Annotated in this window: 17 protein-coding genes and 1 pseudogene; 8 read left to right on the top strand and 10 right to left on the bottom strand. The window is 67.0% G+C overall.

From position 1 onward, the window contains the following. Positions 1-242 precede the first annotated feature (242 nt). From ABLE91_RS00985 to ABLE91_RS00970, 4 genes and pseudogenes are all read right to left on the bottom strand, one after another. Positions 243-1,169: pseudogene (locus tag ABLE91_RS00985) on the bottom strand (2-hydroxy-3-oxopropionate reductase); the annotation flags it as partial. A gap of 64 nt (positions 1,170-1,233) precedes the next feature. Further along, positions 1,234-2,007 carry a hydroxypyruvate isomerase gene (gene hyi, locus ABLE91_RS00980; RefSeq protein WP_348927574.1) on the bottom strand — a complete coding sequence of 258 codons (774 nt, stop codon included), beginning with the start codon at positions 2,005-2,007 and terminating at the stop codon, positions 1,234-1,236. A 127-nt stretch (positions 2,008-2,134) separates the two neighbouring features. Continuing rightward, a complete protein-coding gene (gcl, locus tag ABLE91_RS00975; RefSeq protein WP_348927571.1) occupies positions 2,135-3,910 on the bottom strand; it encodes a glyoxylate carboligase in 1,776 nt (591 codons plus the stop codon). Between the two features lie 233 nt (positions 3,911-4,143). Next, positions 4,144-5,622, bottom strand: coding sequence for a sensor domain-containing diguanylate cyclase (locus tag ABLE91_RS00970; protein ID WP_348927569.1), 1,479 nt, complete (start codon positions 5,620-5,622; stop codon positions 4,144-4,146). 399 nt (positions 5,623-6,021) lie between these two features. On the opposite strand from ABLE91_RS00970, the gene pncB reads away from it, so the two are divergent. After that, positions 6,022-7,314 (top strand): nicotinate phosphoribosyltransferase, encoded by a 1,293-nt coding sequence (gene pncB / locus ABLE91_RS00965; RefSeq protein ID WP_348927566.1) that lies wholly within the window; start codon positions 6,022-6,024, stop codon positions 7,312-7,314. A 22-nt stretch (positions 7,315-7,336) separates the two neighbouring features. Here the strand turns inward: pncB and ABLE91_RS00960 are convergent, their stop codons facing one another. Then, positions 7,337-7,699, bottom strand: coding sequence for a hypothetical protein (locus ABLE91_RS00960; RefSeq protein WP_348927563.1), 363 nt, complete (start codon positions 7,697-7,699; stop codon positions 7,337-7,339). 233 nt (positions 7,700-7,932) lie between these two features. Between ABLE91_RS00960 and ABLE91_RS00955 the strand changes: the two genes are divergently transcribed. From ABLE91_RS00955 to ABLE91_RS00945, 3 genes are all read left to right on the top strand, one after another. Next, positions 7,933-9,051 (top strand): Ppx/GppA phosphatase family protein, encoded by a 1,119-nt coding sequence (locus ABLE91_RS00955; RefSeq protein ID WP_348927560.1) that lies wholly within the window; start codon positions 7,933-7,935, stop codon positions 9,049-9,051. Further along, positions 9,048-9,764 (top strand): RlmE family RNA methyltransferase, encoded by a 717-nt coding sequence (locus ABLE91_RS00950; protein WP_348927558.1) that lies wholly within the window; start codon positions 9,048-9,050, stop codon positions 9,762-9,764. Before ABLE91_RS00955 ends, ABLE91_RS00950 begins: the two co-directional genes overlap by 4 nt. A 208-nt stretch (positions 9,765-9,972) precedes the next feature. After that, a complete protein-coding gene (locus ABLE91_RS00945; RefSeq protein WP_348927556.1) occupies positions 9,973-11,310 on the top strand; it encodes a diguanylate cyclase domain-containing protein in 1,338 nt (445 codons plus the stop codon). Between the two features lie 7 nt (positions 11,311-11,317). Here the strand turns inward: ABLE91_RS00945 and ABLE91_RS00940 are convergent, their stop codons facing one another. Next, on the bottom strand, positions 11,318-13,138 hold the full coding sequence (locus ABLE91_RS00940; protein WP_510181889.1) for an alkaline phosphatase family protein: 1,821 nt from the start codon (positions 13,136-13,138) through the stop codon (positions 11,318-11,320). 234 nt (positions 13,139-13,372) lie between these two features. On the opposite strand from ABLE91_RS00940, the gene ABLE91_RS00935 reads away from it, so the two are divergent. Both ABLE91_RS00935 and ABLE91_RS00930 read left to right on the top strand, forming a co-directional pair. Further along, a complete protein-coding gene (locus tag ABLE91_RS00935; protein WP_348927551.1) occupies positions 13,373-14,176 on the top strand; it encodes a helix-turn-helix domain-containing protein in 804 nt (267 codons plus the stop codon). After that, the gene (locus ABLE91_RS00930; protein ID WP_348927548.1) at positions 14,173-14,478 is read left to right on the top strand and encodes a putative quinol monooxygenase; all 306 of its coding nucleotides are present in this window, start codon (positions 14,173-14,175) and stop codon (positions 14,476-14,478) included. The genes ABLE91_RS00935 and ABLE91_RS00930 overlap by 4 nt, the downstream gene beginning before the upstream one ends. Positions 14,479-14,481: 3 nt before the next feature. Here ABLE91_RS00930 and rnd read toward each other — a convergent pair whose 3' ends face one another. Next, a complete protein-coding gene (rnd, locus tag ABLE91_RS00925) occupies positions 14,482-15,630 on the bottom strand; it encodes a ribonuclease D (RefSeq protein ID WP_348927546.1) in 1,149 nt (382 codons plus the stop codon). 47 nt (positions 15,631-15,677) lie between these two features. After that, entirely contained in the window at positions 15,678-17,996 is a 2,319-nt protein-coding gene (locus tag ABLE91_RS00920) for a bifunctional diguanylate cyclase/phosphodiesterase (RefSeq protein WP_348927544.1), read from the bottom strand. A 255-nt stretch (positions 17,997-18,251) separates the two neighbouring features. Here ABLE91_RS00920 and aspS point away from each other — a divergent pair, with 255 nt between their 5' ends. Beyond that, positions 18,252-20,024: an aspartate--tRNA ligase gene (gene aspS / locus ABLE91_RS00915; RefSeq protein WP_348927541.1), complete on the top strand. Its 1,773-nt coding sequence runs from the start codon at positions 18,252-18,254 to the stop codon at positions 20,022-20,024. A gap of 215 nt (positions 20,025-20,239) precedes the next feature. Here aspS and ABLE91_RS00910 read toward each other — a convergent pair whose 3' ends face one another. Beyond that, positions 20,240-22,201, bottom strand: a complete 1,962-nt coding sequence (locus ABLE91_RS00910; RefSeq protein WP_348927538.1) for an aq_1923 C-terminal domain — start codon at positions 22,199-22,201, stop codon at positions 20,240-20,242. Positions 22,202-22,428: 227 nt separating this feature from the next. On the opposite strand from ABLE91_RS00910, the gene ABLE91_RS00905 reads away from it, so the two are divergent. After that, positions 22,429-24,708 carry an NADP-dependent malic enzyme gene (locus tag ABLE91_RS00905; protein WP_348928298.1) on the top strand — a complete coding sequence of 760 codons (2,280 nt, stop codon included), beginning with the start codon at positions 22,429-22,431 and terminating at the stop codon, positions 24,706-24,708. 72 nt (positions 24,709-24,780) lie between these two features. Here ABLE91_RS00905 and ABLE91_RS00900 read toward each other — a convergent pair whose 3' ends face one another. Further along, a complete protein-coding gene (locus ABLE91_RS00900) occupies positions 24,781-25,983 on the bottom strand; it encodes a cell wall hydrolase (protein ID WP_348927535.1) in 1,203 nt (400 codons plus the stop codon). Positions 25,984-26,030: the final 47 nt, after the last annotated feature.

The following is a 26,030-nucleotide window of genomic DNA, read 5'->3' as shown; positions in this document are numbered from 1 at the left end:
CCCTTGAATGGTCGTCAGTTGAGCGACGCACTCCCTCTCCCGCTCGCGGGGGAGGGTTGTTGGGGAGGGGACCATCAAGCAGGGCGACGTCGCTCCGTAGAGAAACCGCCCGCCTTCCCCCTCCCTGGCCCTCCCCCGCACCGAAGTCGGATGTTTCCAACTTCGGCACTTGACTGACCGAACCCGGCCACAGCCGGGTCCGGACGGGAGAGGGGACTTCGTTGCGCGAGCGAGGCCCGCTATCAGGCGACCTCGTGGTTCGCCAGCAGCTCCAGGGCCTTGACCATGGCGGAGTGGTCGAGCTTCGCGCCGCCATGGGCGGCGACCGAGTTGAACAGCTCCTGCGCGGTCGCGGTGTTCGGCAGCGAGACGCCGAGCGCGCGGGCCGAGGACAGAGCGAGGTTGAGGTCCTTCTGGTGCAGCTCGATCCGGAAGCCGGGGGCGAAGTTGCGCTTCACGATGCGTTCGCCATGGACTTCCAGGATGCGCGAATTGGCGAAGCCGCCCATGAGCGCCTGGCGCACCTTCGCGGGATCAGCGCCGGCCTTGGAGGCGAACAGCAGGGCCTCGCTCACCGCCTCGATGGTGAGGGCGACGATGATCTGGTTCGCGACCTTGGTGGTCTGCCCGTCGCCGTTGCCGCCCACGAGCGTGATGTTCTTGCCCATCTTCTCGAACAGGGGCTTCACCGTCTCGAAGGCGCCTTCCGGGCCGCCGACCATGATGGTGAGGGACGCAGCCTTCGCGCCCACGTCGCCGCCGGACACCGGGGCATCGAGATAGTCGCAGCCGAGCGCGTTGATCTTTTCGGCGAACTGCTTGGTGGCCACCGGCGAGATGGAGCTCATGTCCACCACGATCTTGCCGGGGGTGAGGCCCTCGGCGACGCCGACGGCGCCGAACAGGGCTTCCTCAACATGCGGGGTATCCGGCACCATGAGGATGATCACGTCGGAATTCTTCGCGACCTCGGCGGAGGAGGCGACGGCGGTGGCGCCCTTGCCGGTCACTTCGGACGGGATCTTGAACACGTCATAGACGAACAGCGTGTGGCCGGCGTCGATGAGATGGCCGGCCATGGGGTTGCCCATGATGCCGAGACCGATGAAACCCACGTTCATGTCTTGATTCTCCCAGTATGAGCGGCGCCGGGGGCGCTTTATATGTGCGACCTTGCGGTTCTTGACCCTCCCCCTTTGCGGGGGAGGGGATTAGGGCGCGCTTTGTCGGGCCTTAATACGCCTTGAGCCAGCCAAGACCCTCGTCGGTTGTGGTCTTTGGCTTGTACTCGCAGCCGACCCATCCTGCATAGCCGGCATCGTCGATGGCCTTGAGCACGAAGGGATAATTTATCTCGCCCGTGCCTGGCTCGCCGCGGCCCGGATTGTCCGCAAGCTGGATGTGCTTGATGCGCGGCAGCAGCGCGCGGATCGTGGGGGTGAGGTCACCTTCCATGATCTGCATGTGATAGATGTCGTACTGCAGGAAGATGTCGTCCGCGCCCACTTCGTCGAACAGCGCCATGGACTGCTTGGTGCCGGTGAGGTGGAAGCCGGGAATGTCGCGGGTGTTGATGGCTTCCGCCACGAACGGGATGCCCGCCTTCTTCAGCTCGGCGGCGGCGAACTTCAGGTTCGACACCAGCGTCTCATGGATCTTCTCGGCCGGCACGCCCGCCGGGGTGAGGCCCACCAGCACGTTCAGCGTCTCAGTTCCCAGCACCTTGGCATATTCGATGCCCTTGCCGACGCTGTCCTGGAACTCGCCCACCCGGTCGGGCAGCACGGCGAGGCCGCGCTCGCCCTTGGCCCAGTCGCCGGCGGGCAGGTTGTGGAGGGCCTGCTTCAGGCCGTTCGTCTCCAGCTTTTCCTTCAGCTGTTCGGCGGGATAGGCATAGGGGAAGAGATATTCCACGCCGGTGAAGCCGGCCTTGGCCGCCTTCTCGAACCGGTCGAGGAAGTCGATCTCGTTCCAGAGCATGGTGAGATTGGCTGCGAATTTGGGCATTCACCTCTCCGCTGGCTGAGCCTGTGATTTTTCGTGATTTACCGGCGCCCCCCATGGGCCAGCCCGGTCATGAAGAACCCTCCGGCGGGGCCGGAGGGCCAAGTCTACCCAATCTTCGGAGGGGAGGTCACTCCGCCGGCTCGGGTTGCCGCACTTTCTCGACGGGCACGTCGAGGATCTCTTCGAATTCGTTGACCTTGTCGATCTCGACGCCCATGGCGATGTTGGTCACCCGCTCCAGGATGAACTCCACCACCACCGGCACCTGATGCTCCTTCATGAGCGTCTCGGCCTGGGCGAACGCGTCCTTGAACTCGTTGGGGGTGCGCACCCGGATCGCCTTGCAGCCGAGGCCTTCCGCCACCACCACATGGTCGACGCCGTAGCCGCCGGCCTCCTCGGAATTGATGTTGTCGAACGCCAGCGACACTTCGAAGTCCATGTCGAAGCCGCGCTGCGCCTGCCGGATAAGGCCGAGATACGAATTATTCACGACCACGTGGAGGTAGGGCAGCTTGTGCTGGGCGCCCACCGCTAGTTCCTCGATCATGAACTGGAAGTCGTAATCGCCCGAGAGCGCCACGATCTTCGCGTCGGGCCGCGCCGCGCGCACACCGAGCGCCGCCGGCAGGGTCCAGCCGAGGGGGCCGGCCTGGCCGCAATTGATCCAGTTGCGGGGCTCGTAGACCTGGAGGAACTGGGCGCCCGCAATCTGCGAGAGGCCGATGGTGGTGACATAAGTCACGTCACGGCCGAACGCCTCGTTCATCTCCTCATAGACCCGCTGGGGCTTGAGGGGCACGTTGTCGTAATGCGACTTGCGCAGCATGGTCTGCTTGCGCTGGAGGCATTCGGCGGCCCAGGCGGAATAGTCGGGCAGCTTGCCGGCCGCCTTCCACTCCTTGGCGATCTCCACGAACAGCTCCAGAGCGGCGCCGGCGTCAGAGACGAGGCCGAAGTCCGGCCCGAAGACGCGGCCGATCTGGGTCGGCTCGATGTCCACGTGAACGAACTTGCGGCCCTTGGTGTAGACCTCAACCGAGCCCGTGTGCCGGTTCGCCCAGCGATTGCCGATGCCGAGCACGAAGTCGGAGGCCAGCATGTTCGCATTGCCGTAGCGGTGCGAGGTCTGGAGGCCGCACATGCCGGCCATCAGCTTGTGGTCGTCGGGGATGGTGCCCCAGCCCATGAGGGTGGGGATGACCGGGATGCCGGCCGTCTCGGCGAACTCGACGAGGAGGTCGGCCGCGTCCGCATTGATGATGCCGCCGCCGGCGACGATCAGCGGGCGCTCAGAGGCGAGGAGGAAGGACAGGGCCTTCTCCGCCTGGGCGCGGGTCGCCTTCGGCTTGTAGACGGGGAGCGGCGCGTAGGTCTCGTCGTCGAACTCGATCTCGGCGAGCTGGACGTCCAGCGGCAGGTCGATGAGCACCGGGCCGGGGCGGCCGGACTTCATGACGTGGAACGCCTGCTGGAACACCATGGGGACCAGTGCCGGCTCGCGCACGGTGACCGCCCACTTGGTGACGGGCTTGGCGATGGATTCGATGTCCACCGCCTGGAAGTCTTCCTTATAGAGGCGCGCACGGGGCGCCTGGCCGGTGATGCACAGGATCGGGATCGAATCCGCCTGGGCAGAATAGAGGCCGGTGATCATGTCGGTGCCGGCGGGGCCCGATGTGCCGATGCACACGCCGAGATTGCCGGCCACAGCGCGGGTATAGCCCTCGGCCATGTGCGAGGCGCCTTCCACGTGGCGCGCCAGGACATGGCGGATGGAGCCGCGCGCCTTCAGCGCGGAATAAAGCGGATTGATCGCCGCGCCCGGAACACCGAAGGCACAGGTGATGCCTTCCTTTTCAAGAACCCGGACCGCGGCATCGACGGCACGCATACGAGCCATGGCATCCTCCCGTTATTGGACTTTCGATGGAGATACGCCCAACCCGCATTTGCTTCTATGGGAACAATTGGAAGTACATTCGTTCCAATTCAGAAAGAATGGGCGCGCGTCCTCAGCGGGTCATGCCCGGCTTTGATCCGGGCATGTCCAAGGGGGTGGCGCGGCGCCAAGGATGGCGGGAGATCCCCGGGTCAAGCCCGGGGGGACGCTCTGAGTGGGAGGCTCTAAAGGACCTAAGCCACCTCGACCCGGTTCCGGCCATTCTGCTTGGCCTTGTAGAGCGCCGTATCCGCCTGGGCGATGGGCCGGTCCACGGGGATGACCTTTCCATCGGGCTGGAACACATGGACGCCGGCGCTGACCGTCAGCGGCCAGCGAAGATCCTTGGAGGCGGCGATGCCTTCGCGCAGGCGCTCGGCAACCTTGCGGGCGTCGCCTTCTCCGGTTCGAGGCAGGAGCAGCATGAACTCTTCGCCGCCGAAGCGGCCGACCGCGTCGGATTCGCGGGCCGTCCTCTTCAGGCATTGCGCTACCATCTTCAGCGCGATGTCGCCCTCCAGGTGCCCATGGCGGTCGTTGTAGTTCTTGAAGTGGTCCACATCGACCATGACGAAGGCGAGCGGGGTGCCGGCCTTGACCGCGCTCACCATCTCCTCGTCGAGGCGCTGGCGCAGCGCGCGCCGGTTCAGCGTGCCGGTCAGAGGATCGAGGGCCGCAAGCTGGGTGAGCTTGCGGTTGGCTTCCTCCAGCTCGTGGCGCCTCAGGTCCAGCTCGGCGATGAGCGCGCGGCGGGGATTGATGTCCTGGATCTGCGAAATGAAGCAGCGCGGCGTACCATCCTCGAACCGGACCAGCGCCACGTTCAGCTGCGCCCAGACGATCGCGCCGTCCCGGTGCACGTAGCGCTTCTCCATCTGGTAGTCCTTGGTGTCGCCCGACAGCAGGGCCTCCAGAAGGTCGAGGTCCGCGTGGAGGTCGGCGCCATATGTGATGGACTGGAAGTCCTGCCCCAGCAGCTCCTGCTCGGTGTAGCCGAAGAAGCGGCATGCGGCCTCGTTCACCTGGAGGAAGTGGCCGTCGAGCCCCACCAGCGCCATGCCGATGGGCGCGTTGGTGAACGCCGTGCCGAACAGTGCGCTGGCCTCACGGCGCTCTTGTTCCGCAGCGCGGCGCCGGGTCTCTAGCTGATGGCGTTCGATGGCGTGGCCGAGCGTGTCCGCCAGAAGTTCGAGGAAGGCCCGGGCTTCCGCATCGAAGGGCTTGGCGCGCGGATCGGGGTCGAAGAGGCTGATGACGCCAAAGACCTGCGCGCCGATGCGGATCGGCACGGCGGCATAAGTCTCGAACCCGCCCTGCGCATAAAGGGGATGCGCGCGCAGGCCCGGCTCGTGCGCGATGTGGTGGCACAGGAGGCTGGTGCCGGCGCACACCGCTTCTCCCTCGAAGAGGGATGCGACAGGCCACGCCTCCGCCGGCGCGAACGGCACGGGCACGTCGGATACGACGCGGAGAAATGACACGCTGCCGTCCCGCACACCGCCGATGAGAGCGGTGCGAAGCGCGAAGACGTCTTTCGCGACGTTCAGATAGGCATCGTAAATCTCGGAGATGCCGCACTCGCCCAAGGCAAGCAGACGTCGCAGGGCTCGCAGTGCTTCTGCCCAGTCACCCGTCTCGACAGCAGCTGAGCCGCTCCCGACCCGTGCCTCCATGGCATTCCTGTTCATTCAATACACGGCCGGCCGATCCTGGCGCAGCGTCGCCCTTCATGTCGGCGACCCGTGGCGGCCACCTGCACCGCCCCCAAAATCTAGCCGACTGCGTTCATACCTCCGCACCTAAACACACAGGTTGATGACCGCCGAGGCCCGCGCATGGCTTTTTTTGTCCCATCGGCCGCGCCGAGGCCAAATCTTCCCGCAAAGGTTGCTGAAATGGATGCTCGCAATGGCTGCGGTTCCATTGGAGAGCGGGCGGGTAATGGTGTAAGCGGTTTTCCCGTCGGGTCGCGCGGTTTCCCATGGGGCTGCGAAGCGTCATGGTGGGGGTGATTCGTACAGTCTGCCGCTCGGGTAGGAGGGTCGGTCCCGGCCGCTCCTTGAGAGATCGCCATGATCGATATTGCGACCCGCGTTTACAACCACACCTGGAAGATCGACCCGATCGTCCGGTCGGTGCTGGATACGGACTTCTACAAGCTGCTCATGGGCCAGACGATCTTCCGGCGGCATCCGGCCGTGCAGGTGACGTTCGGCATCCATAACCGCACCAGCCATGTCCGCATCGCAGACATCATCGATGCCGGCGAGCTGCGCGAGCAACTGGACCATGTGCGCTCGCTCTCGCTGACGCGCGGCGAATCCACCTGGCTGCGCGGCAACATGTTCTACGGCAAGCGCCAGATGTTCTCGCCGGATTATATCTCCTGGCTGGAGCGCTTCCGCTTCCCCGCCTATCACCTGGAGAAGCGCCAGGGCCAGTATGAGCTGATCTTCGAGGGGCCCTGGGTGGAAACCACCATGTGGGAGATCCCGGCGCTCGCGATCATCAACGAACTGCGCTCGCGGGCGGTGCTGAAGGAACTCGGCAAGTTCGAGCTGCAGATCCTCTACGCCCGCGCCATGACGCGGGTGTGGGAGAAGGTCGAGTTCCTGAAAACCCTCGGCCCCGTCAACCTCGCCGATTTCGGCACCCGCCGCCGGCATGGCTTCCTCTGGCAGGACTGGTGCGTGCAGGCATTGATCGAGGGCCTGGGCGACACCTTCCTCGGCACATCCAACTGCCTCATCGCCAAGAACCGGGAGGTGGAGGCGGCGGGCACCAACGCCCACGAGCTGCCCATGGTCTATGCCGCGCTCGCACGCTCGGACGAGGAATTGCTGTGGGCGCCCTATCAGGTGCTGGCGGACTGGCAGGAGGATTACGAGGGCAACCTCCGGATCATGCTCCCCGACACCTATGGCACCACCGGCTTCCTCGCCGACGCGCCGGACTGGCTGGCGGGCTGGACCGGCATCCGCATCGACAGCAAGGACCCCCTGGAGGGCGGCGAGGAGGCGGTTGCGTGGTGGCGCTCGCGCGGGCAGGACCCGGCCGAGAAGCTCGCCATCTTCTCCGACGGCCTCGATGTGGAGGAGGTGGCGCGCATCAATGCCCGCTTTGCCGGCCGCATGCGCCTCGGCTTCGGCTGGGGCACGCTGCTCACCAACGATTTCCGGGGCTTGGTGGCTGGCGGCGGGCTCGACCCCATCTCCATCGTCTGCAAGGTGATCTCCGCCAACGGCCACCCCACGGTGAAGCTGTCGGACAACCCCACCAAGGCCATGGGCCCGCCGGAAGAGATCGAGCGCTACAAGCGCTTGTTCAAGGTCGGCCCGCAGCAGGTGCGCCGGACGATCGTTTAGGGATTTGCTGGATTTCGCCCGGTCAGGCCGCGCCGCCCGGCAGGCCGGTGCGCTGGCGCAGCGGCTGGGCGGCGACCGACAGGAGCGAGCGGTAGCGGCGCTTGGCATCGCCCACCGTGCCGCTGTCGCCGATGGCGGCTTCCTGGAGCTCGGCCAGAGCGAAGGGGCTCGGCTCGGCCGGAAGCACCACCACTTCGGGCACGCAATTGGCGAGATTCAGAACGTCGCGGGCAGTGAGGGCCGACAGGGCCTTGGCCATGAGGGCGCATTGATAGGCGCGGCGTTCGGGCGAAAGGCGGTCCCACGGTTCCAGCAGCGGATAGCGCTCTCGCGCCGCGCTGTGTGCGCCCATTGCCATGCGCTCCACCATCTCCGCCGAAATCATCGTCTCTCCGTGGACCGGATCTTATCCTGGAGGGAGGATGGCCGGGCGCCCCTTTCCCAACCCTTGCCGGGGCGGCCCTTCGGGTGATCGTGGTGAACAGAGCGTTAGCACCGGCGCATCGCGCCTGTGGATTGCGCCCGGCGCCCTGGCTGCTACACTTCTTTTGAAATGATGTATGAAAGCCCGCGTGCCGCGCCGGATCTGGCGCCGCCGAGGGCGGCAAGGGGATTGAGATGAGGGACGAGACGCTCGGGTCCTGTCAGGACCCGGCGCCGTCTGTCCGGGAGCGTGACCGCGCTTCTCAGGACACGCCCACCGTGCTTAGCCCCTGGCCCGGCACGCGGAGCGAACGCGTTTACGCCGCGCTCGACCTCGGCACCAACAATTGCCGCCTCCTCATCGCCCGGCCGACCCAGCGCAATTTCCGCGTGGTGGATGCATTCTCCCGTATCGTCCGGCTCGGCGAAGGGGTGGTCGGCAGCGGGCGGCTTGGCACGGCTGCCATGGAGCGCGCCATGGGTGCGCTCGAGGTTTGCGCCGCCAAGATCGCCAGCCGCGGCGTGTTGCGCGCCCGCGTGATCGCCACCGAAGCCTGCCGCGCGGCCGCCAACGGCGCCGAATTCTGCGCCGAGGTGGAGGCGCGCACCGGGCTCGCCCTCGAAGTGGTGGACCGGCGCACCGAGGCGGGGCTTGCCGCTGCCGGCTGCGCGCCTTTAGTGGACCCGTCCTGCGACGGCGCCATTCTGTTCGACATCGGCGGCGGCTCCACCGAGGTGGTCTGGCTCGGCCGCCGAGCCTCCGGCGATGATGGTCCGCCCCGCGCGCGCATCCGCTCCTGGGCCTCGATGCCTGTGGGGGTGGTCTCGCTGGCGGAGCGCCATGGCGGGGTGAAGGTGTCGCGCGAACTGTTCGACACCATGGTCGCCGAGGTGGCGGACATGCTGGAGGGCGTGCGCCAGAGCTGGGGCGTGCGCGCCCCCGGCCGCATGCATCTTCTCGGCACCTCCGGCACCGTGACCACGGTGGCCGGCATCCATCTCGGCCTCCAGCGCTATGACCGCACCCGCGTGGACGGCGCCTGGCTCCATGGCCGCGACATCAACAGGGTGGTGGACCAATTGGTGGGCATGTCTTTCGAGGAACGTGTGTCCAACCCCTGCATCGGTGCGCAGCGCGCGGACCTGGTGCTGGCCGGCTGCGCCATCATGGAGGCAGTGCGGGAGGCGTTCCCCACCGACCGCCTGCGCGTGGCCGACCGGGGCCTTCGGGAAGGCATGCTTGTGCAGCTCATGCGGGCCGACGGCGTCTGGCGCCGGCCGGATGCGCCGGTCGCGGCGGAGGCCAGCGCTTGAGCACGTCGACCAAGGGGCCTGACGGCCGCCCGCTGAAAGTGCGCGTGAAGACCTCGCGCGGCCGCACCACCTCCCAGCAGAAATGGCTCCAGCGCCAGCTCAACGACCCTTATGTGGCCCGCGCCAAGCGCGAGGGCTGGCGCTCGCGCGCCGCTTTCAAGCTCATCGAGATGAACGAGAAGGTTCAACTGCTCCGGCGCGGCTTGCGCGTGGTGGACCTCGGCGCTGCGCCCGGTGGCTGGAGCCAGGTGGCGGCCAAGCGCATCGGGGTCGAGGAGGGCAAGGGCAAGATCGTCGCCATCGACCTCCTGGAGATGGACCCCGTTCCCGGCGTCACCTTCGCCCAGATGGATTTCCTCGCGGAAGACGCCCCCCAGCGCCTTATGGAGATGCTGGACGGCCCGGCGGACCTCGTCATGTCCGACATGGCGGCCAATGCCACGGGCCACCGGCAGACCGACCATCTGAAGATCGTCGCCCTCGTGGAGCTTGCCGCCGATTTCGCCCGGCAGGTCCTGGCGCCTGGCGGCGCCTTCGTGGCGAAGGTGATCCAGGGCGGAACTGAGGGCACCCTGCTCGCGAACCTGAAGCGCGATTTTGCCCAGGTGAAGCACCTGAAGCCCGCCGCCAGCCGCGCGGATTCGGCTGAGCTCTATGTGCTCGCCACAGGTTTCCGGGGGAGCGCTGCGCCCCAAGAAGACGAGCGGGAATAAAAAGGTACCTCTTTCGCTGGCGAAATGTGCCACTTGCGCTTCGTGCGGGGGCTTGTTCTAACAAAGCGAGAACGGTTCGTGAGTAAATTCCCCTGCGTTGCACATCCGGGCAGTCACGGCTTTGCCTTACGTTGCGGATTTAACCGAGGTCGGACGAACTGAGCTTGAATGCCTGCTTGCTGCAGTGCGCAAGACGTTCGATGTGCCCATGGCCGCGATCTCTCTGGCCGGCCACCCGGCCATCTGGTCAACAGGCGCGGGGGAGCTGGACGCCTGCGCGATCATTGAGGACTGCGCGTGCGTGCTGGATGCGCCCGGCCCTCTCATCATCTCAGACACGGCGGGCGATCCCCGCTTCATGCGGAAGCGGCCGGGCCCGGAAACATGTGCCGTTCGCTTTTATGCGGGCATTCCCATTACGAGCGGTGAGGACACACCAAGCGGCACGCTGAGCCTCATGGGCGCCGCGCCGCGCCGGCTGACGGCCGAGGAGGAACGCGCCCTCCAGGGCATGGCGGGCATCGCAGGGGCCGTGATCGGCAGGGTAAGGGACGCGCAGGTCATCGAGACCCTTCGGCGCGACCTCGACGCCCAGACATGCCTCGCTGCGCAGCACCACGATTCAGTCCTGCGCTACAAGAAGATGTACGAGCGCTCTTCCGCCCTTGCGCGCATCGGCACCTGGGAATGCGACCTGACGACGGAACAGCTCACCTGGACCGACGGGGTCTATGACATCTTCGAGCTTCCGCGCGGCTCGGCCATCACGCGCCAGATGATCCTCGACCTCTATTTCGAGGAGTCGCGCAAGGAGATGGAGCGCCTGCGCAGCCGGGCCATCGCCGAATGCTCCGGCTTCGCCATGGACATCCGCATCAGGACCCCCAAGGGCAATAAGAGATGGGTGCGCCTCTCCGTGGACGTGGAGGCGGAGGAGGGCCGTCCCGTCCGCATCTTCGGCACCAAGCAGGACGTGACGCAGGAGAAGGAGCTGCTGGACCGCATGCGGCGGCTCGCCCAGCATGATCCGCTGACCGGCCTCGTCAACCGGAGCATGTTCGAGGAGCAGCTTCTTGAATCGCTCGTCCGCGCGCCTGCCGCCCGCGCCCTCGCCGCGCTAGTGCTGATCGATTTGGACGGCTTCAAGGCCATCAACGACACGTTCGGCCACGCCGCGGGAGATGCGTGCCTGAAGGCGACCGCGAAGCGGCTGCGCGGAGCCTTCGGCAAGAGCTGTCTCATCGGGCGCGTCGGCGGCGACGAGTTCGCGGTTCTGTGTCGCGGGCTGAAGAACCGCGCCGGCATCGAGGATGCGGTGCGCCGGGCGGTGGCCGAAATCCGCAAGCCCATCGCATGGGAAGGGCAGGAATTCGATGTGGGGGCATCCGTGGGCATCTGCATGCCCACGGACCCCGGCGCGTCGAACCTGACGCAGGTGTTCGCGGATGCCGACGCCGCCATGTATGCGGCGAAGAAGGCCGGCCGGAACCGGTGCGAGATCGCCGCGCCCGTAACCTGCGAGATTGTTTCGGGCGCGGCGACCTAACTGGTCTTCAGTGCGTGGGCTGCGGCGGAGCCGTGAGGCCCAGCGTGCGGCCGGGGAAGCCGGCGGCGTCGAAATAGCGGGTCTCGCCCACCATCTGCATGTTCACCACGGTCTGGAGGCCGTTATGGGCGGGCGCCGAGACGATGGTGCGGCTTGTCACCTCTGGTGCTTCGCCACCCTTCATGGCTTCGGTGACCACCCGGCCCACGAGGTTGCCCTTGTCCTCCGCCTTCAGGCCGAGGAGGTGGGCGATGGTGCGGCCCACATCCGCATTGCTGGTGGGGGCGGGGTCGATGAAGCCTGCCTTGAAGTCGGGGCCGTGGAACGCCATGAAGTTCCAGGTGTCCGCCCGGCTGAAGGAGCCGTGCTGGCCCTGGCCCTGCTGGAGCGGGCTATCCGCGATGATCACACCACAGCGCGCCGGCTCGCCGCACACCGTGTCGAAGGAGCGGAAATTGACCGCGATGGCCGGCTTCGGCGTCACCGCCTTGCCGTCGAGCGCGATGTCGTCGAGCGTCAGCGTGCCGGGGAAGGCGCCGAGCGCCTTGTCCACGAACAGGCCGCTCACATAGTCCTGCTCCAGCAGCATGCGGACGACTTTTCCGGCCAGTTCCTTGTCGCCGTCCGGCAGGTAGATGAGGTCGGAGCCGCCATTGGCCGCCACCACCACTTTCGGCTTGTCCTTGTCGGTGCCGATCACGCCGTTGCCGCCCTTGGGGTGCTGGCCCGCGGCGATGGCGGCGTAGTTGGCGTCGGGGTCGGCAAGCGGCAGGTTCAGCGCCTTGGCGATGTCGATGGCGAGGAAGCCCACGGGCAGCATGCCGGCGGGCACGTCCGCATAGCTGTCCTTGGCCGCCGGGCTGGTGGCGCTCTGCTTGGAGATGGTGGAGAAGCCGTGGTCGGCGGTGACGATGATGTTGGTGCTGTCCGCGAGCCCCAGCTCCTGGAGCGCGGCGCGCAGCCGGGCGAGATCGTCATCGGCATTGCGGATGGCGGCGAGCGAGGTCGGCCCGTTGATGCCCGGCACCAGCTTGCCCAGGCTGTCGCCCTGATTGTGCTGGGTGCCGTCCGGGTCGCGCGACCAGAACACCATCACGAAGGGCTGGCCCTTTTCCTTCAGCATGGGCAGCACCACGCGGGTGGCGGCGGCGGCGAAGAAGTCCTGCTGGGTGGTGTTGGCCACCTTGGTGCCGGGGGTCTTGAAATCGCCGGCGACGCCGTTCGGGCCGCGCGTGGGAGCGATGAGGGGAAGGCCGGCGGCCTTCATGCGGTCCTGCACGTCCTGGGAGAGCGCGACGCCCTTGTTGGAGCCGGTGGAGTCGTCGATGACGATGGCTTTGCGGCCCACATTGTCGAACATGTAGGTGGGGCCGAGCTTGCCCACGGCCGCGGTGCCGTAGCCCTTCGCCTGCGCCATCTGCAGGATGGTTTCCTCGTTGAGGTAATTGCCTTGGAAGTGGGCGTCCACCTCCTCGATCACCGGATCGCTCTCCAGGAACGGCGTGACGCTGCCGCCCGCCGCCTGCACGGGGAAGGCGCTGTAGATGGTGTTCGAGAAATCGCCCGTGTCGCCCAGATAGTGGCCGGTCGCGAAGGCCGAGGCGTTGGCGGTGGTGAAGGTGGGGAACAGCGCATGGCTGTTGCGCAGGAACACGCCGCTGCGCGCGAGCGCCGACATGGTGGGCGCCGTGGAATCATCCACCATGGGGCTGCGCAGGCCGTCGGCGATGAACAAGATCACGTTGTTCGGCCGGTCCGCCGCGGAGGCGGGCATGCATGCAGTGGCAATAAGGCCAGAAAGAAGAAGGCTGGCGGCGGATTTTTTCATGGAACGCCCTCCATCGGCAATGAAGCGCGCCGAACATGAGGGGAGGGTTCCGACAGGATGATGACAGTTTTACTGAAACGTTGCGGAAGACATAACCTTCCGCAACGACATTTCGAATGTGAAAATACCTGCGGATACAGTGTCGTGTGAGGTAATATGGGAATGACACCCTCACGTTGGACATGACCTCGCAGGTTATCGCCTTGCGGTATGTGTCCCGCCATGATGGCCGCCATGACACATGCTTCCGATACGGCAGGCGACATGCTGCGAGAATGGCGGCGGCGCCGGAGACTGAGCCAGCTGGACCTTGCGGGAGATGCGGGCGTCTCCGCCCGGCACCTCAGTTACATGGAATGCGGCCGTGCCGCCGGCAGCCGGGAGATGCTCCTGCGCCTCGCGGAGCGCCTCGCCATGCCGCTGCGCGAGCGCAACCGCCTGCTGCTGGCCGCCGGCTATGCGCCGGTCCATCCCGAACGGCCTTTGGGCGCGCCGGATATGGCGGCTGCCCGCGCGGCGGTGGATGGGGTGCTTGCCGGGCACATGCCGTTCCCCGCGCTTGCGGTGGACCGGCATTGGACGCTGGTGGAGGCGAACGGGGCGGTCGCCGGCCTGCTTACGGGCGTATCGGCTGAACTCCTCACGCCGCCCGTCAACGTGCTGCGGCTGAGCCTTCATCCGAAGGGGCTGGCGCCGCGCATCGCCAACTTCGCCGAATGGCGCCACCACCTCCTCGACCGGCTGAATGCCCAGGCGGAAGCGACGGGAGACCCGGTCCTGTTCGCGCTGCACCGGGAATTGTCCGCCTTGCCGGCCCGAACGGGCCGCATGCCGGCGGCGGCCGCCAACCCCATCGCCGTGCCGCTGCAGCTGCGCGTGCCGGAAAGCGGGATGGTGCTGTCGCTCCTCTCCGCCACCACCGTGTTCGGCACCGCCACCGAGGTCACGCTCTCAGAAATGGCGCTGGAATGCTTCTATCCGGCCGATGACGAGACGCGCGCCTTCTTCCTGAATCCGGCACCGGAGACCCGGTCATGAGCGTCACCTATGTGATTGGCTTCACCGTGAAGCCCCAGGAGCGTGAGCGCTTCCTCGGCCTTCTGAACGGCGTCCTCGACGCCATGCGCCACGAGGCGACATTCGTGAACGCCACCCTCCACCGCGACCCGGAAGATGCGCACCGCTTCCTGCTGCACGAGACCTGGGCGGACCACGGGGACGTGCTGGAGGTGCAACTCGCCCGGCCTTACCGGGAAGAGTGGCACGCCGCGCTGCCCCATCTTCTGGAGCAGCCCCGGGACATCTCCATGTGGGAGATTATGCGGACGGACAGGCGGTAGGAGCTACCGCTCCACCGCGATCACCTTGCCGTGCTCCACCGCAAGCGCCAGCCGCCCGGCCTTCAGGGCCAGCGCGTTCTCGCCGAACAATTCGCGCCGCCAGCCGCTGAGCGCCGGCACGGGAGCTTCGTCATTGACGGCGATGCGCTCCAGGTCCTCGGTGGTGGCGATCACCTTGGCGGCGACGGCGTGCTGTTCCGCCGTCATGCGCAGCAGAACCTTCAGCAGCTCGACGGTGGCGGTGGCGCCATTGGGCAAGGGACGGTCGCGCTCCAGGCGGGGCAGGGTCTTGGGGTCACGGGCGAGCCCGCGCTTCACCGCCTCCAGCACCGCCTCGCCATAGCGCGAGCGCTCGAAGCCCTTGGGCAGCGAGCGCAGCTCGGCCAGCTTTTCCGGCGTCTGGGGCTGCTGGAGGGCGATCTCGCCGATCACCTCGTCCTTGATGATGCGCCCGCGCGGCTGGTCGCGCGACTGCGCCTCGCGCTCGCGCCAAGCGGCCACTTCCACCAGCACCGCCAGCTCGCGCGGCTTGCGCACCCGCGACTTCAGCCGCTCCCAGGCGGAATCGGGATCCTGCCGGTAGGTCGCGGGGGAGGTGAGGACGTGCATTTCCTCGCCCACCCATTCACTGCGCCCGCGCGCTTCGAGATCCCTCAGAAGCGCGAGATAGATGTCGCGCAGATGGGTCACGTCCGCGATGGCGTAGGTGAGCTGGGCCTGGGAGAGCGGGCGGCGAGACCAGTCGGTGAAGCGGGAGGACTTGTCCAGCGCATGCCCGCAGACCCGCTGCACCAGCTGGTCGTAGGAAATGCTGTCGCCATAGCCCAGCACCATCGCCGCCACCTGGGTGTCGAACACCGGGTGGGGGATGAGCCCGGCGCGGTGCCAGACGATTTCGATATCCTGCCGCGCAGCGTGGAACACCTTGGTCACGCGCGGGTTCGCCATCAGCTCGAAGAAGGGCGTGAGGTCGATGTCCGGGGCCAGGGCGTCGACAATGAACGCCTCGTCCGGGGACGCCGCCTGGATCACGCAGAGCTTCGGCCAGAACGTCGTCTCGCGCAGGAACTCGGTGTCGACGGTAATGAAATCGTGGCGGGAGAGGCGCACGCAGGCCGAAGCCAGCGCCTCTGTGGAGGTGATCGGGTCCATGGCGCGACAATAGCGCGCCCGGTGCCCGCCTTGAAAGGGCCTGATTGCTACGCGGCGCCAATCGGTTCGCGTTGAACCAGTGCGCATGCCTCCTCGAAGGGGATCGGGCCGCCCAGGAGGTAGCCCTGAACGTGCGTGCAGCCTTCCGCCCGAAGGATTTCCAGCTGCTCGGAGTTTTCCACGCCTTCTATGGTGGTGGCCAGCGGCAAAGCGCGCGCGAGGGCGAGGATGGCCCGGATGATGGGCAGGCTGTGGTGGTCCATGCCCAATCCTTCGACGAAAGCATGGTCGATCTTGATTCGGTCGATGGGCAGGGTGCGCAGGTAGGCGAGGGAGGAATAGCCGGTGCCGAAGTCGTCGAGCGCGACCCGGATGCCGTCCGCGCGGAACCCTTCGATGATGGAGAGCGCTGCCGGACCCTCCTGGATCAGCGCCGTCTCGGTGATCTCCAGTTCCAGGCGGCGCGCGGGGAGGCCGGAAGCCTCCAGCGCGTTGGTGACTTGCGCCGCGACGCGGTTGCCCCGGAACTGGATCGGCGAGAGGTTCACCGCTACGGAAATATGCTCCGGCCACGCGGTGGCGGCGCGGCAGGCTTCCTCGAGCACCCAGGCGCCCAGCAGGAAGATGAGCCCGGTGTCCTCGGTGGCGGGAATGAAGGCGGAAGGCGGCACGATGCCCCGTGTCGGGTGCCGCCACCGCAGCAGGGCCTCAAAGCCGACGATGCGCGAGGTGCGGCAATCGAAGATGGGCTGGTAGGCGAGGAAGAACTGCTTCTCGCGCCACGCCGTGTCGAGATCCAGCTCCAGGGTCCGGCGGATGAGGGCGGCGCGCTCCATCTCGCGCTGGAACACCTTGGCGAGGCCCCGTCCGTCCCCCTTCGCGCGATAAAGCGCGAGGTCCGCATTCTTCAACAGCTCCGGCAGGGTTTCGCCATGGTCGGGCGCGAGCGCGATGCCGATGGAACCGCCGGCGACGACACGATGATGCCCGAGGTCGAACGGCTCGCGGATCGCATTGATGATGAGCTGGGCGATGCGGCATGCCTCGGTTTCATCGGCGTGAGACAGGACGATGGCGAATTCGTCCCCGCCGAGGCGCGCCACCATGGCCTCCGGCCCCACGCAGCCGGAGATGCGATCCGCCACCCCCTTCAACAGGTCATCGCCGATGGCATGGCCCAGCGTGTCGTTGACCGACTTGAAATAATCGAGATCGAGGAAGAGCAGCGCGAGGCTGGTGTTGGCGGGGCGGGCTTCGAGCGCTTCGTCGAGATGCTCGGAGAAGTGGAGCCGGTTCGGAAGGCCGGTCAGGGGATCGTGGCGCGCGGAATGGTGGGCGGCGCGGGTGAAGCGCTGCTGGGCTTTGAGATGCCGTTCCGCCAGTAGCACCACGACCAGTATGGTGAGGCAGATGAGCCCGGCGAAGATCGTGATGGGGATGATCTGCCCGCGGGCGCGCCGCTCCACGGCGGCGACGCTGTCGGTGACAAATATGGTGACGGGATATGTCGCGAGGCGCTTGGCGGCGTAGAGGCGCTCCTTCCGGTCCAGCAAGCCCGGGGTCGCACGCCCCTCTTCGAGCGAGGTGGCGATCAGCGAGGACGCCACTTGCCGCCGGATGGCCGCGCCCTGTGCGTCCGGATCCAGATGGGGGTGCCCGGCGAGGTAGGAGCCGTCCTGCCGGAACATGGCGATGGCGCCATCGCGGCCGAGCTTGATGGCGGAGAAGTATTTCTCGAAATAGGACTGCTCCATGGCGCCGAGCACGAGGCCGAGGAAGCTTCCATCCGGCGCCTTGAAGCGCCGCGCCAGATAGATGGTGACCGTGCCGGTGCCGCGATTGGGCACCGGGGCGCTGATTGAGACGTCGGAGCCGGAGACCTTCAGCGCATTGAAATAGTCGCGGTCCGCCACGTTCACCACCGGGATTGGCCAGTAGCGGGAGAAATTGAGGAGTGCGCCGCTCCCGCCGATGATGGTGACGGCGTCCACATAGGGCAGGGCGTCGATCTTGTCCCTGAGCATGCGGTGCACGTCCATGGTGCCCACTGTGGCGGCAAGCTGCGCTTCGTCGGTGACGTGGGCCGCCGTGATGCGCTCGATGACGGAGAGCTGCACCAGCTCAAGGGCCTGGAAGGCGCGCTCGGTCTGCTCCGCCAATGCGAGGGCGAGATTTGCCATCTCCCGCTGGCGGTCGGCGGTGGCGCGCTCGCGGGTCTGGTAGGCCAGGACGATGGCGGCCACCAGCACCGCGACTGCGAAAAGCCCGCCAATGGTGCGCACCCAGCCGACCCCGTGGGCAGCCGTCTCCTTCAGCCCCCCACGCGAACCGTCCTCGCGCTCACGCGTGTCCGGTGCGTCCGCCATGAAGTCCCCTTCGACCGATCCCTGCAGGGGAGGTTATACATGATTGTCCTGTGGAGCTAATCCTTACCGGAGGCTGGTCGCGCCAAGGATCGAATTCTTCCCGCGGGGGGCTTAAGCCGGGATTCGCGCCATCGGTCCTTGCGGCCGCCCGCCCTTGACAAGGAAAGCGCTGCATGCACCTTCCGGCGTCCTGCGGCGACGCCCCCCGGCGATGCCCGCCTCCGCTTGCTTTCCCGTTGTCCGAAAGGCCGTCCCATGCACCGCTACCGCACGCACACCTGCGGTTCGCTCACCGATGCCCAGGTGGGCGAGAGCGTCCGCCTGTCCGGCTGGTGCCACCGCATCCGCGACCATGGCGGCGTCCTGTTCATCGACCTGCGCGACCATTACGGCCTCACCCAGGTGGTGGTGGACCCGGACAGCCCGGCCTTCGCCGACGCCGAGAAGGTGCGCGCCGAATGGGTGGTGCGGTTCGACGGCAAGGTGCGCCTGCGCCCCGAAGGCACGGAGAATGCGGACCTGCCCACGGGCAAGATCGAGATCTACGCCACCGAGCTGGAAGTGCTCGGCCCCGCAGCCGAACTGCCGCTGCCGGTGTTCGGCGACCAGGACTATCCCGAGGATATCCGGCTTCGTTACCGCTTCCTGGACCTGCGCCGCGAGCGCATCCACAACAACATCATGAAGCGCGGGCGGATCATCGACGGGCTGCGCCGGCGCATGAAGGACCAGGGCTTTTTCGAGTTCCAGACGCCCATCCTCACCGCCTCTTCTCCCGAGGGCGCCCGCGACTTCCTCGTGCCCTCGCGCCTCCATCCAGGCAAGTTCTACGCGCTGCCCCAGGCCCCGCAGCAGTACAAGCAGCTCATCATGATGTCGGGCTTCGACCGCTACTTCCAGATCGCGCCCTGCTTCCGCGACGAGGACCCGCGCGCCGACCGCCTGCCCGGCGAGTTCTACCAGCTTGACCTGGAGATGAGCTTCGTCGAGCAGGAAGACGTGTTCGCGGCCGTGCAGCCGGTCATCACCGGCGTGTTCGAGGAGTTCGCCGAGGGCAAGCCGGTCACCAAGGACTGGCCGCGCATCCCCTATGCGGAGGCGCTGCGCAAATACGGCACCGACAAGCCGGACCTGCGCAACCCCTTGGTGATGCAGGACGTGTCCGAGCATTTCCGCGGCTCGAACTTCAAGGTGTTCGCGCGCATGCTCGAAGACCCGAAGAACCAGGTGTGGGCCATCCCCGGCCCCACCGGCGGCTCGCGCGCCTTCTGCGACCGCATGAATTCGTGGGCGCAGGGCGAGGGCCAGCCGGGCCTCGGCTACATCATGTGGCGCGAGGGCGGGGAGGGCGCCGGCCCGCTCGCCAACAATATCGGCCCCGAGCGCACGGCGGCTATCCGCGAGGCGCTGGGCCTGAAGGAGGGCGATGCCGCCTTCTTCGTCGCGGGTGACCCGACCAAGTTCTACAAGTTCGCCGGCCTTGCCCGCACCAAGGTGGGCGAGGAGCTGAACCTCATCGACACCGAGCGCTACGAGCTGGCCTGGATCGTCGACTTCCCCATGTATGAGTGGAACGAGGAGGAGAAGAAGGTCGACTTCTCCCACAATCCCTTCTCCATGCCGCAGGGCGGGCTTGAGGCCCTGGAGACCAAGGATCCGCTCACCATCAACGCGTTCCAGTACGACATCGCCTGCAACGGCTATGAGATCGCCTCCGGCGGCATCCGCAACCACCGCCCCAACGCCATGGTGAAGGCGTTCGAGATCGCCGGCTATGGCGAGAGCGACGTGGTGGAGCGGTTCGGCGGCATGTACCGCGCGTTCCAGTATGGCGCACCGCCCCATGGCGGCATGGCGGCGGGCATCGATCGCATGGTCATGCTGCTCTGCGGGGTGACCAACCTGCGCGAAATTTCGCTGTTCCCCATGAACCAGCAGGCGCTGGACCTGCTGATGAGCGCACCTTCCGAGGTGGCGCCCAAGCAGCTGCGCGAGCTGCACATCAGGCTGAACCCGCCGCAGAAGTGAAGTTTGTCCTGGGGGCATGAAACGCCGCGCAGCGGTGTGGAATGCAACCCGGGACCCAGCGCAAGGACCCCGCCGAAGGCGCTTCAACCCATCTACGCCGCCGCGCGGCGGAGATGCTCTTCACGCTGGTCGCTGGGTGCCTGCTGCGCAGAACTTTTGCGCTGGGTCCCGGATCTGCGCTCCGGCTGTGCCGTCGCTTGTCCAGGACAAACCACTTACGGCCCCGCCACCGCCGTGATGGTGAAGTTCTGCAGCGACACCAGCGGGTCGGTGGCGATGAGGTCCAGCACCTTCACATCCGTTTTGGGTGTGACCGTCACCGTCAGCGTCCCCGGCACCTTCACGAAGGCGGCCAGCGCCTCGCCGAGGGTTGGCGCGTCGGGATAGAGCGGGGCGAAGTCCTTCGCCGCCTGCTGGATGCCTTTGATCACCTCTGCCCGCAGGTCCTCCTGGGACGTCCCGATAATGTCGGCGTTCAGCTTCAGGAGCAGGTCCGCGAGGCCGAGATTGGTGACCACCAGCTTCGCCGGCCCCACGCCGATCTGCTGGGCGGCCGCAAGCGCGGCGATGGGGTCCTCGAAGGCGCGGCGCTGCACATCGGTCAGTTTCACGTCGAGGGTGGCCGCGGCAACCTTCTCCACGCGGGTGGAGGCGGGGGAGAGGCTGATGGTGTGCGCATCGGGATCATAAGCGAGCGCCATGTCCAGATCGGCCGTCACCTGGCTCACCCCGGCGGTGGCGAGATAGGCCAGCGGCAGGATGTCCTGGTCGGAAATCGGGGCGGTGATGCCATTGCCCTTGATGGTGAGGCGAGTGGGGACGAGGCCGATGAACTGGCCCCAGTTCAAGCTGAACGACTTCACCGCCAGTGGCGTGTCGCCGGCGGCGTTCAGACCGGACAGCTCAATGCTCTCCAGGGTGCGGAAGATGGCGAGCATCCCGTCCAGCGAGCTGAAGGAGCTGTCCGGCGCGGCCTTGGCGGATGCCTCCATGATCGGCAGCGGCGTGACGCCGGTGAAGGTCAGCTTGTCCAGGGTGACGGGTTTCTCGCCCGAGGCTTCGGCGGACAGGGCTTCAACGGCGAAAGTGCCGAGCCGGCCGTCCTTGAAGTTGGAGAGGGCGATGGCGCCCACCTTCGCCTTGCCGAGCGGGTCCGTCACCGCCACGTCCTTGAGCGAGAAGGTGGTGAAGGCGACGCCCTTCAGCATGTCCGCGCTCGCCTGGTAGAGGCGTTTCGCCTCATCCTCGCTCAGCGCTTCGCCCTTCTGGCCGAGCGCCCGCATCTCGTCGACCCGGTCCAGCGAGATCACGGAGGGGTCGATGCCGAGATTTTCCGCCAGCACCGCGCCCACTGCCGTGGTCGACCCGTCGCCATTGGCGAGGGCGTAGCCGGTGGCCGTCATGCGGCCATAGACAATTGTGGTGCCCGGCTTGAACGCTTTGCGCTCCGCGAGGGCGAGGACCGGAGCCGTGTCGATGTCGGCGGCGGAGAAGCCGTCGAGCCGGCCCTTCAATGCGAGTTCCGGCGAATCCTTGGGGGCCGTCGTCTCGAAGGACATGCGGTCGAAGGCGACGGTCTTGATGCGGCCCTCGGCCAGCCCTTCCGCCTTCAGGTTCGTATAGGTGGCGCTGGTGGAAAGGGCCGGGGTGCCGGCCATGGTGATCTGCGCGGACGCCTCCGGCGCCGTGATGCGCGCGGCGGTGATGGCGGCGAGCTGGCGCAGGACAAGGCGCAGCACCTCGTGCCCGCCATTCCCGTCCACCGACACAAGCGTGTCCGGCCCAGTATAATCCTCGATCTTCAGGCTGGGCAGGGCATAGGTGGTCTTGGCCTGCGTGCCCGCCTCCGGCACCTCGATGGAAAGGCCGTTCGCCTCCACGGCGCGCGCGGCGACACGGCCCCCTGCGGGCTGCGAGATGCCGGCGGCGATGAGGCTCGCCACTTTCAGGCTCGCCCCGTCGCGCGAGCGGATGGAAATGTCGGGAATGGTCAGGGTCTTGGCGAAGAGCTCGAAGCCCACGGGCCCGTGGCTGGCTTCCCGCCCGCTGGCCCGCAGCGCCTGGAAGGCTTTCTCCACCTCGGCCTGGGCGCGGGCGCGGCTGTATTGGGCGAAGCCGAAGGTGCCTCCGGCACCGATGACGACGAGGGCGATGAGCCCGATGACAAGCTTCTTCATTGTGCTCTCCAGCCTCGTCCTGCCGGGACCCTGCCTGTCCGCGCGGGAAAGCTCAATCCCGGGTGCGGCGAAATGGCGGCGCTGAAGCCGATCCCTCGCGGGAAGACCGGGTGACATCGCAACCTCAGGCGGCTACCGTGCGCCCCCATTTCGCTGTATTGCGGCCAGGCTGGCGTTTCAGGCCCACGGCGGCCAAGAGAAGATTGGGGGAGGACATGGCGTCGAACATGTCGAACATTTCCGAGGATCTGAAATCCGGCGCGCTGGTCTATCACCGCCTGCCGCGCCCGGGAAAACTGGAAATCCAGGCCACCAAGCCCCTCGGAAACCAGCGTGACCTCGCCCTTGCCTATTCCCCCGGCGTCGCCGCCGCCTGCGAGGCCATCGTCGCCGACCCGCTTCAGGCGGCCGAGCTGACCACCCGCGCCAACCTTGTCGCCGTCGTCTCCAACGGCACCGCGGTGCTCGGCCTCGGCAATATCGGCCCGCTCGCCTCCAAGCCCGTCATGGAAGGCAAGGCGGTGCTGTTCAAGAAATTCGCCGGCATCGACGTGTTCGACATCGAGATCGCCGCCAGCGAGGTGGACCATATCGTCGAGACGGTGGCCGCGCTTGAGCCCACCTTCGGCGGCATCAACCTGGAAGACATCAAGGCGCCCGAATGCTTCGAGATTGAGAAGCAGCTGCGCGCGCGCATGAAGATCCCGGTCTTCCATGACGACCAGCACGGCACGGCCATCATCGTCGGTGCGGCGGTGCGTAACGCGCTGGAGATCAGCGGGCGCAAGATCGAGGACCTCAAGATCGTCGCGTCCGGCGCCGGCGCGGCCGCCATGGCCTGTCTCAACCTGCTGGTGACGCTCGGCGCCAAGCGCGAGAACATCTGGGTCTGCGACATCGAGGGCGTGGTCTATGAGGGCCGCGAGACCCTGATGGACCCCTACAAGGCGGTCTATGCCCAGAAGACCGACGCCCGCACCCTGGGCGAGGTGATCGACGGCGCGCACATCTTCCTCGGCGTCTCGGCCGGCGGCGTGCTGAAGCCCGACATGGTGAAGCGCATGGCGGAGCGCCCGCTCATCCTCGCGCTCGCCAACCCGAACCCCGAGATCATGCCCGAGGAAGCCCGCGCCGTGCGGCCTGACGCCATGATCTGCACCGGCCGCTCGGATTTCCCGAACCAGGTCAACAACGTCCTGTGCTTTCCGTACATTTTCCGGGGCGCGCTGGACGTGGGCGCCACCGACATCAATGCCGAGATGAAGATGGCGGCGGTGGAAGCCATCGCCGCGCTCGCCCGCGAGACGCCGTCCGACGTGGTGGCCCGTGCCTATGGCGGCGAGACCCGCTCCTTCGGGCCCGACAGCATTATCCCCTCGCCGTTCGACCCGCGCCTCATCCTGCGCATCGCGCCGGCGGTGGCGAAGGCGGCCATGGAGACCGGCATCGCCACCCGGCCGATCGCGGACTTCGAAGCCTATATCGACAAGCTCGATCACTTCGTCTTCCGTTCCGGCTTCATCATGCGCCCGCTGTTCCAGCGCGCGAAGCAGGACAAGAAGCGCGTCATCTATGCCGAGGGCGAGGACGAGCGCGTGCTGCGCGCGGTCCAGGCGGTGGTGGAAGAGGGGATCGCCCATCCCATGGTCATCGCCCGCCCGAGCGTGCTGGAGACCCGCCTCCAGCGCTTCGGCCTCTCCATCCGCCCCGGCGTCGACTTCGAGGTGGTGAACCCCGAGGATGATCCGCGCTACCGCGACTTCGTGCGCTCCTATGTGGAGATCGCCGGCCGTCGCGGCGTGACCCCGGACGCGGCGCGCACCCTGGTGCGCACCTCCTCCACCATCATCGCCGCCCTCTCTGTGAAGAAGGGCGTGGCGGACGCCATGCTGTGCGGCATCGAGGGGCGCTTCATGCGCCACTATCGCCATGTGCGCGACATTATCGGCCTCGCGCCGGGGGTGAAGGATCTGGCGGCGCTCTCGCTGCTCATCACGCCCAAGGGCAACTTCTTCCTCTGCGATACGCAGATCCAGACCGAACCCACAGCGGCGGACCTCGCCGACATGACCATCCTCGCCGCCGCCCATGTGCGGCGCTTCGGCATCGAGCCGAAGGTGGCGCTGCTGTCCCACTCCAATTTCGGCAGCAACGACACCACCTGCGCCCGACGCGTGCGCTCCGCCCTCGAGCTCATTCTCCAGCGCGATCCGAGCCTTGAGGTGGACGGCGAGATGCAGGCGGACGCGGCGCTGCTGGAAGAGATCCGCGAGCGCACCTTCCCGCATTCGCGGCTGTCGGGTGTCGCCAACGTCCTGGTCATGCCCGACCTCGACGCCGCCGACATCGCCTACAACATGATCAAGGTGTTGGGCGACGCGCTCCCCGTGGGTCCCATCCTTATGGGCACTGCGAAGCCGGCCCACATCCTTGGCCCCTCCGTCACCGCGCGCGGCATCGTCAACATGACGGCAGTGGCTGTGGTGGAGGCCCAGGGCGCGCTCTGAGACGCTAAAGCCGAGTGCAAGCCGGCTCCCTCTCCCGCTTGCGGGAGAGGGAATTAAGCTTCGGGAGAGGCATCACCCATCCCAGCGCCGTGGCCGGTAGAACGTGTGCACCCCGATCCGGTCCAGCTTGCGCATCTCACGCACCCAGCTCGGGCGCACCCAATAGGCATGGTAGTGGGTGGCGCGGCCCACGCTGTCGAGCCAGAGCTTGCCGTCCAGCATGTCGGAGGCGATCTGCTTTGCCTGCACCCACATGTCCGGCTCCCGGATCACGTCCTTCACATAGTCGCAGGCGAAGGTGAACTGGCAGGCGTTGCGGCGGTTGGCATTCTGGTAGACCGTCTTGCAGACGTCGTTCGGGTAATAGCCCGAGAAGACCCGGTTGATGATCACCTGGGCCACCGCGATCTGGCCGCGCTTGGGCTCGCCCCGGCTCTCAAAATAGATGGCTTCTGCGAGGCACTTCTCCGCCCGCGCCCGCTGTGGGCCTTCGAGGGAGAGCCGCATGGCGGGGGAAGGCTCGATGGCCTCCAGCGCTTCCTCATCATCGCGCAGCGGTGCCGAGACGGGCAGGGGAACCAGCGTCAGCTTGGCGGGCAGCGCGGCGTACTCGAAAGCGAGCGGCGGGAAGCGCTCCTTTTCGAAACCGAAGACGATGGCCCGGTCGTGATAAAGCGGGGAGACGCCTAGGTCCCGCGTGAACAGGGTCGCCGCATCCATGTCCTGGGAGGCGAGGCGGCGCATATCTTCCTCGGTCGGCTCAGCGGCGTCCGGCTCGGGCGGGGCTTCCGCGGCCATAGCGGTGCCATCCACGCTGCCGAGGTCCGGCCCGAACAGAACCGGTTCGAGGTCGGCCGTGGCCAGGGTCTCCTCATCGATGCCCGGAAGGCTCATGACGAGGTCGAGCGCGAGTTCCACATAAGCAAGGTCGGCTGCCGGGACCGGCCCGAAGATGAGCGGCTCATCCTTCTCCCCTTCGGCCGGCATGGCGGGCGGCTGGCCGCCGCCCAGCACCAGGGGCGGCGGGAAGGCGAAGGCGGCGTCCGTGTTCTCGTGCGGCCCCTCGCCCGGACCGGCAAGGCCCGGTGCGGGCCATTCCAAGGTGGCGATGCGCAAGGCGCGCGCCGGCGCGCCCAGGAGCGGCGGCTGGGTGCGTTCCGCTGCAGCGCGGGACAGGAAAGCATCGGAGGGAAGCGATTGCGCGAAGGCAGGGCCGCTGCCGAAGCACACGGCAACAAGGCACGCCGACCAAAGGCCGGCTGAACGGACAGCCATGAGATCGCCCTCGACACGGCGGGCGGCCGAAACGCGACCGTCCCTGT

Origin of the sequence: Aquabacter albus, from assembly GCF_040049275.1 — a bacterium.
GTDB lineage: Bacteria > Pseudomonadota > Alphaproteobacteria > Rhizobiales > Xanthobacteraceae > Aquabacter.
This window is presented reverse-complemented; position numbering and strand designations above follow the sequence as displayed.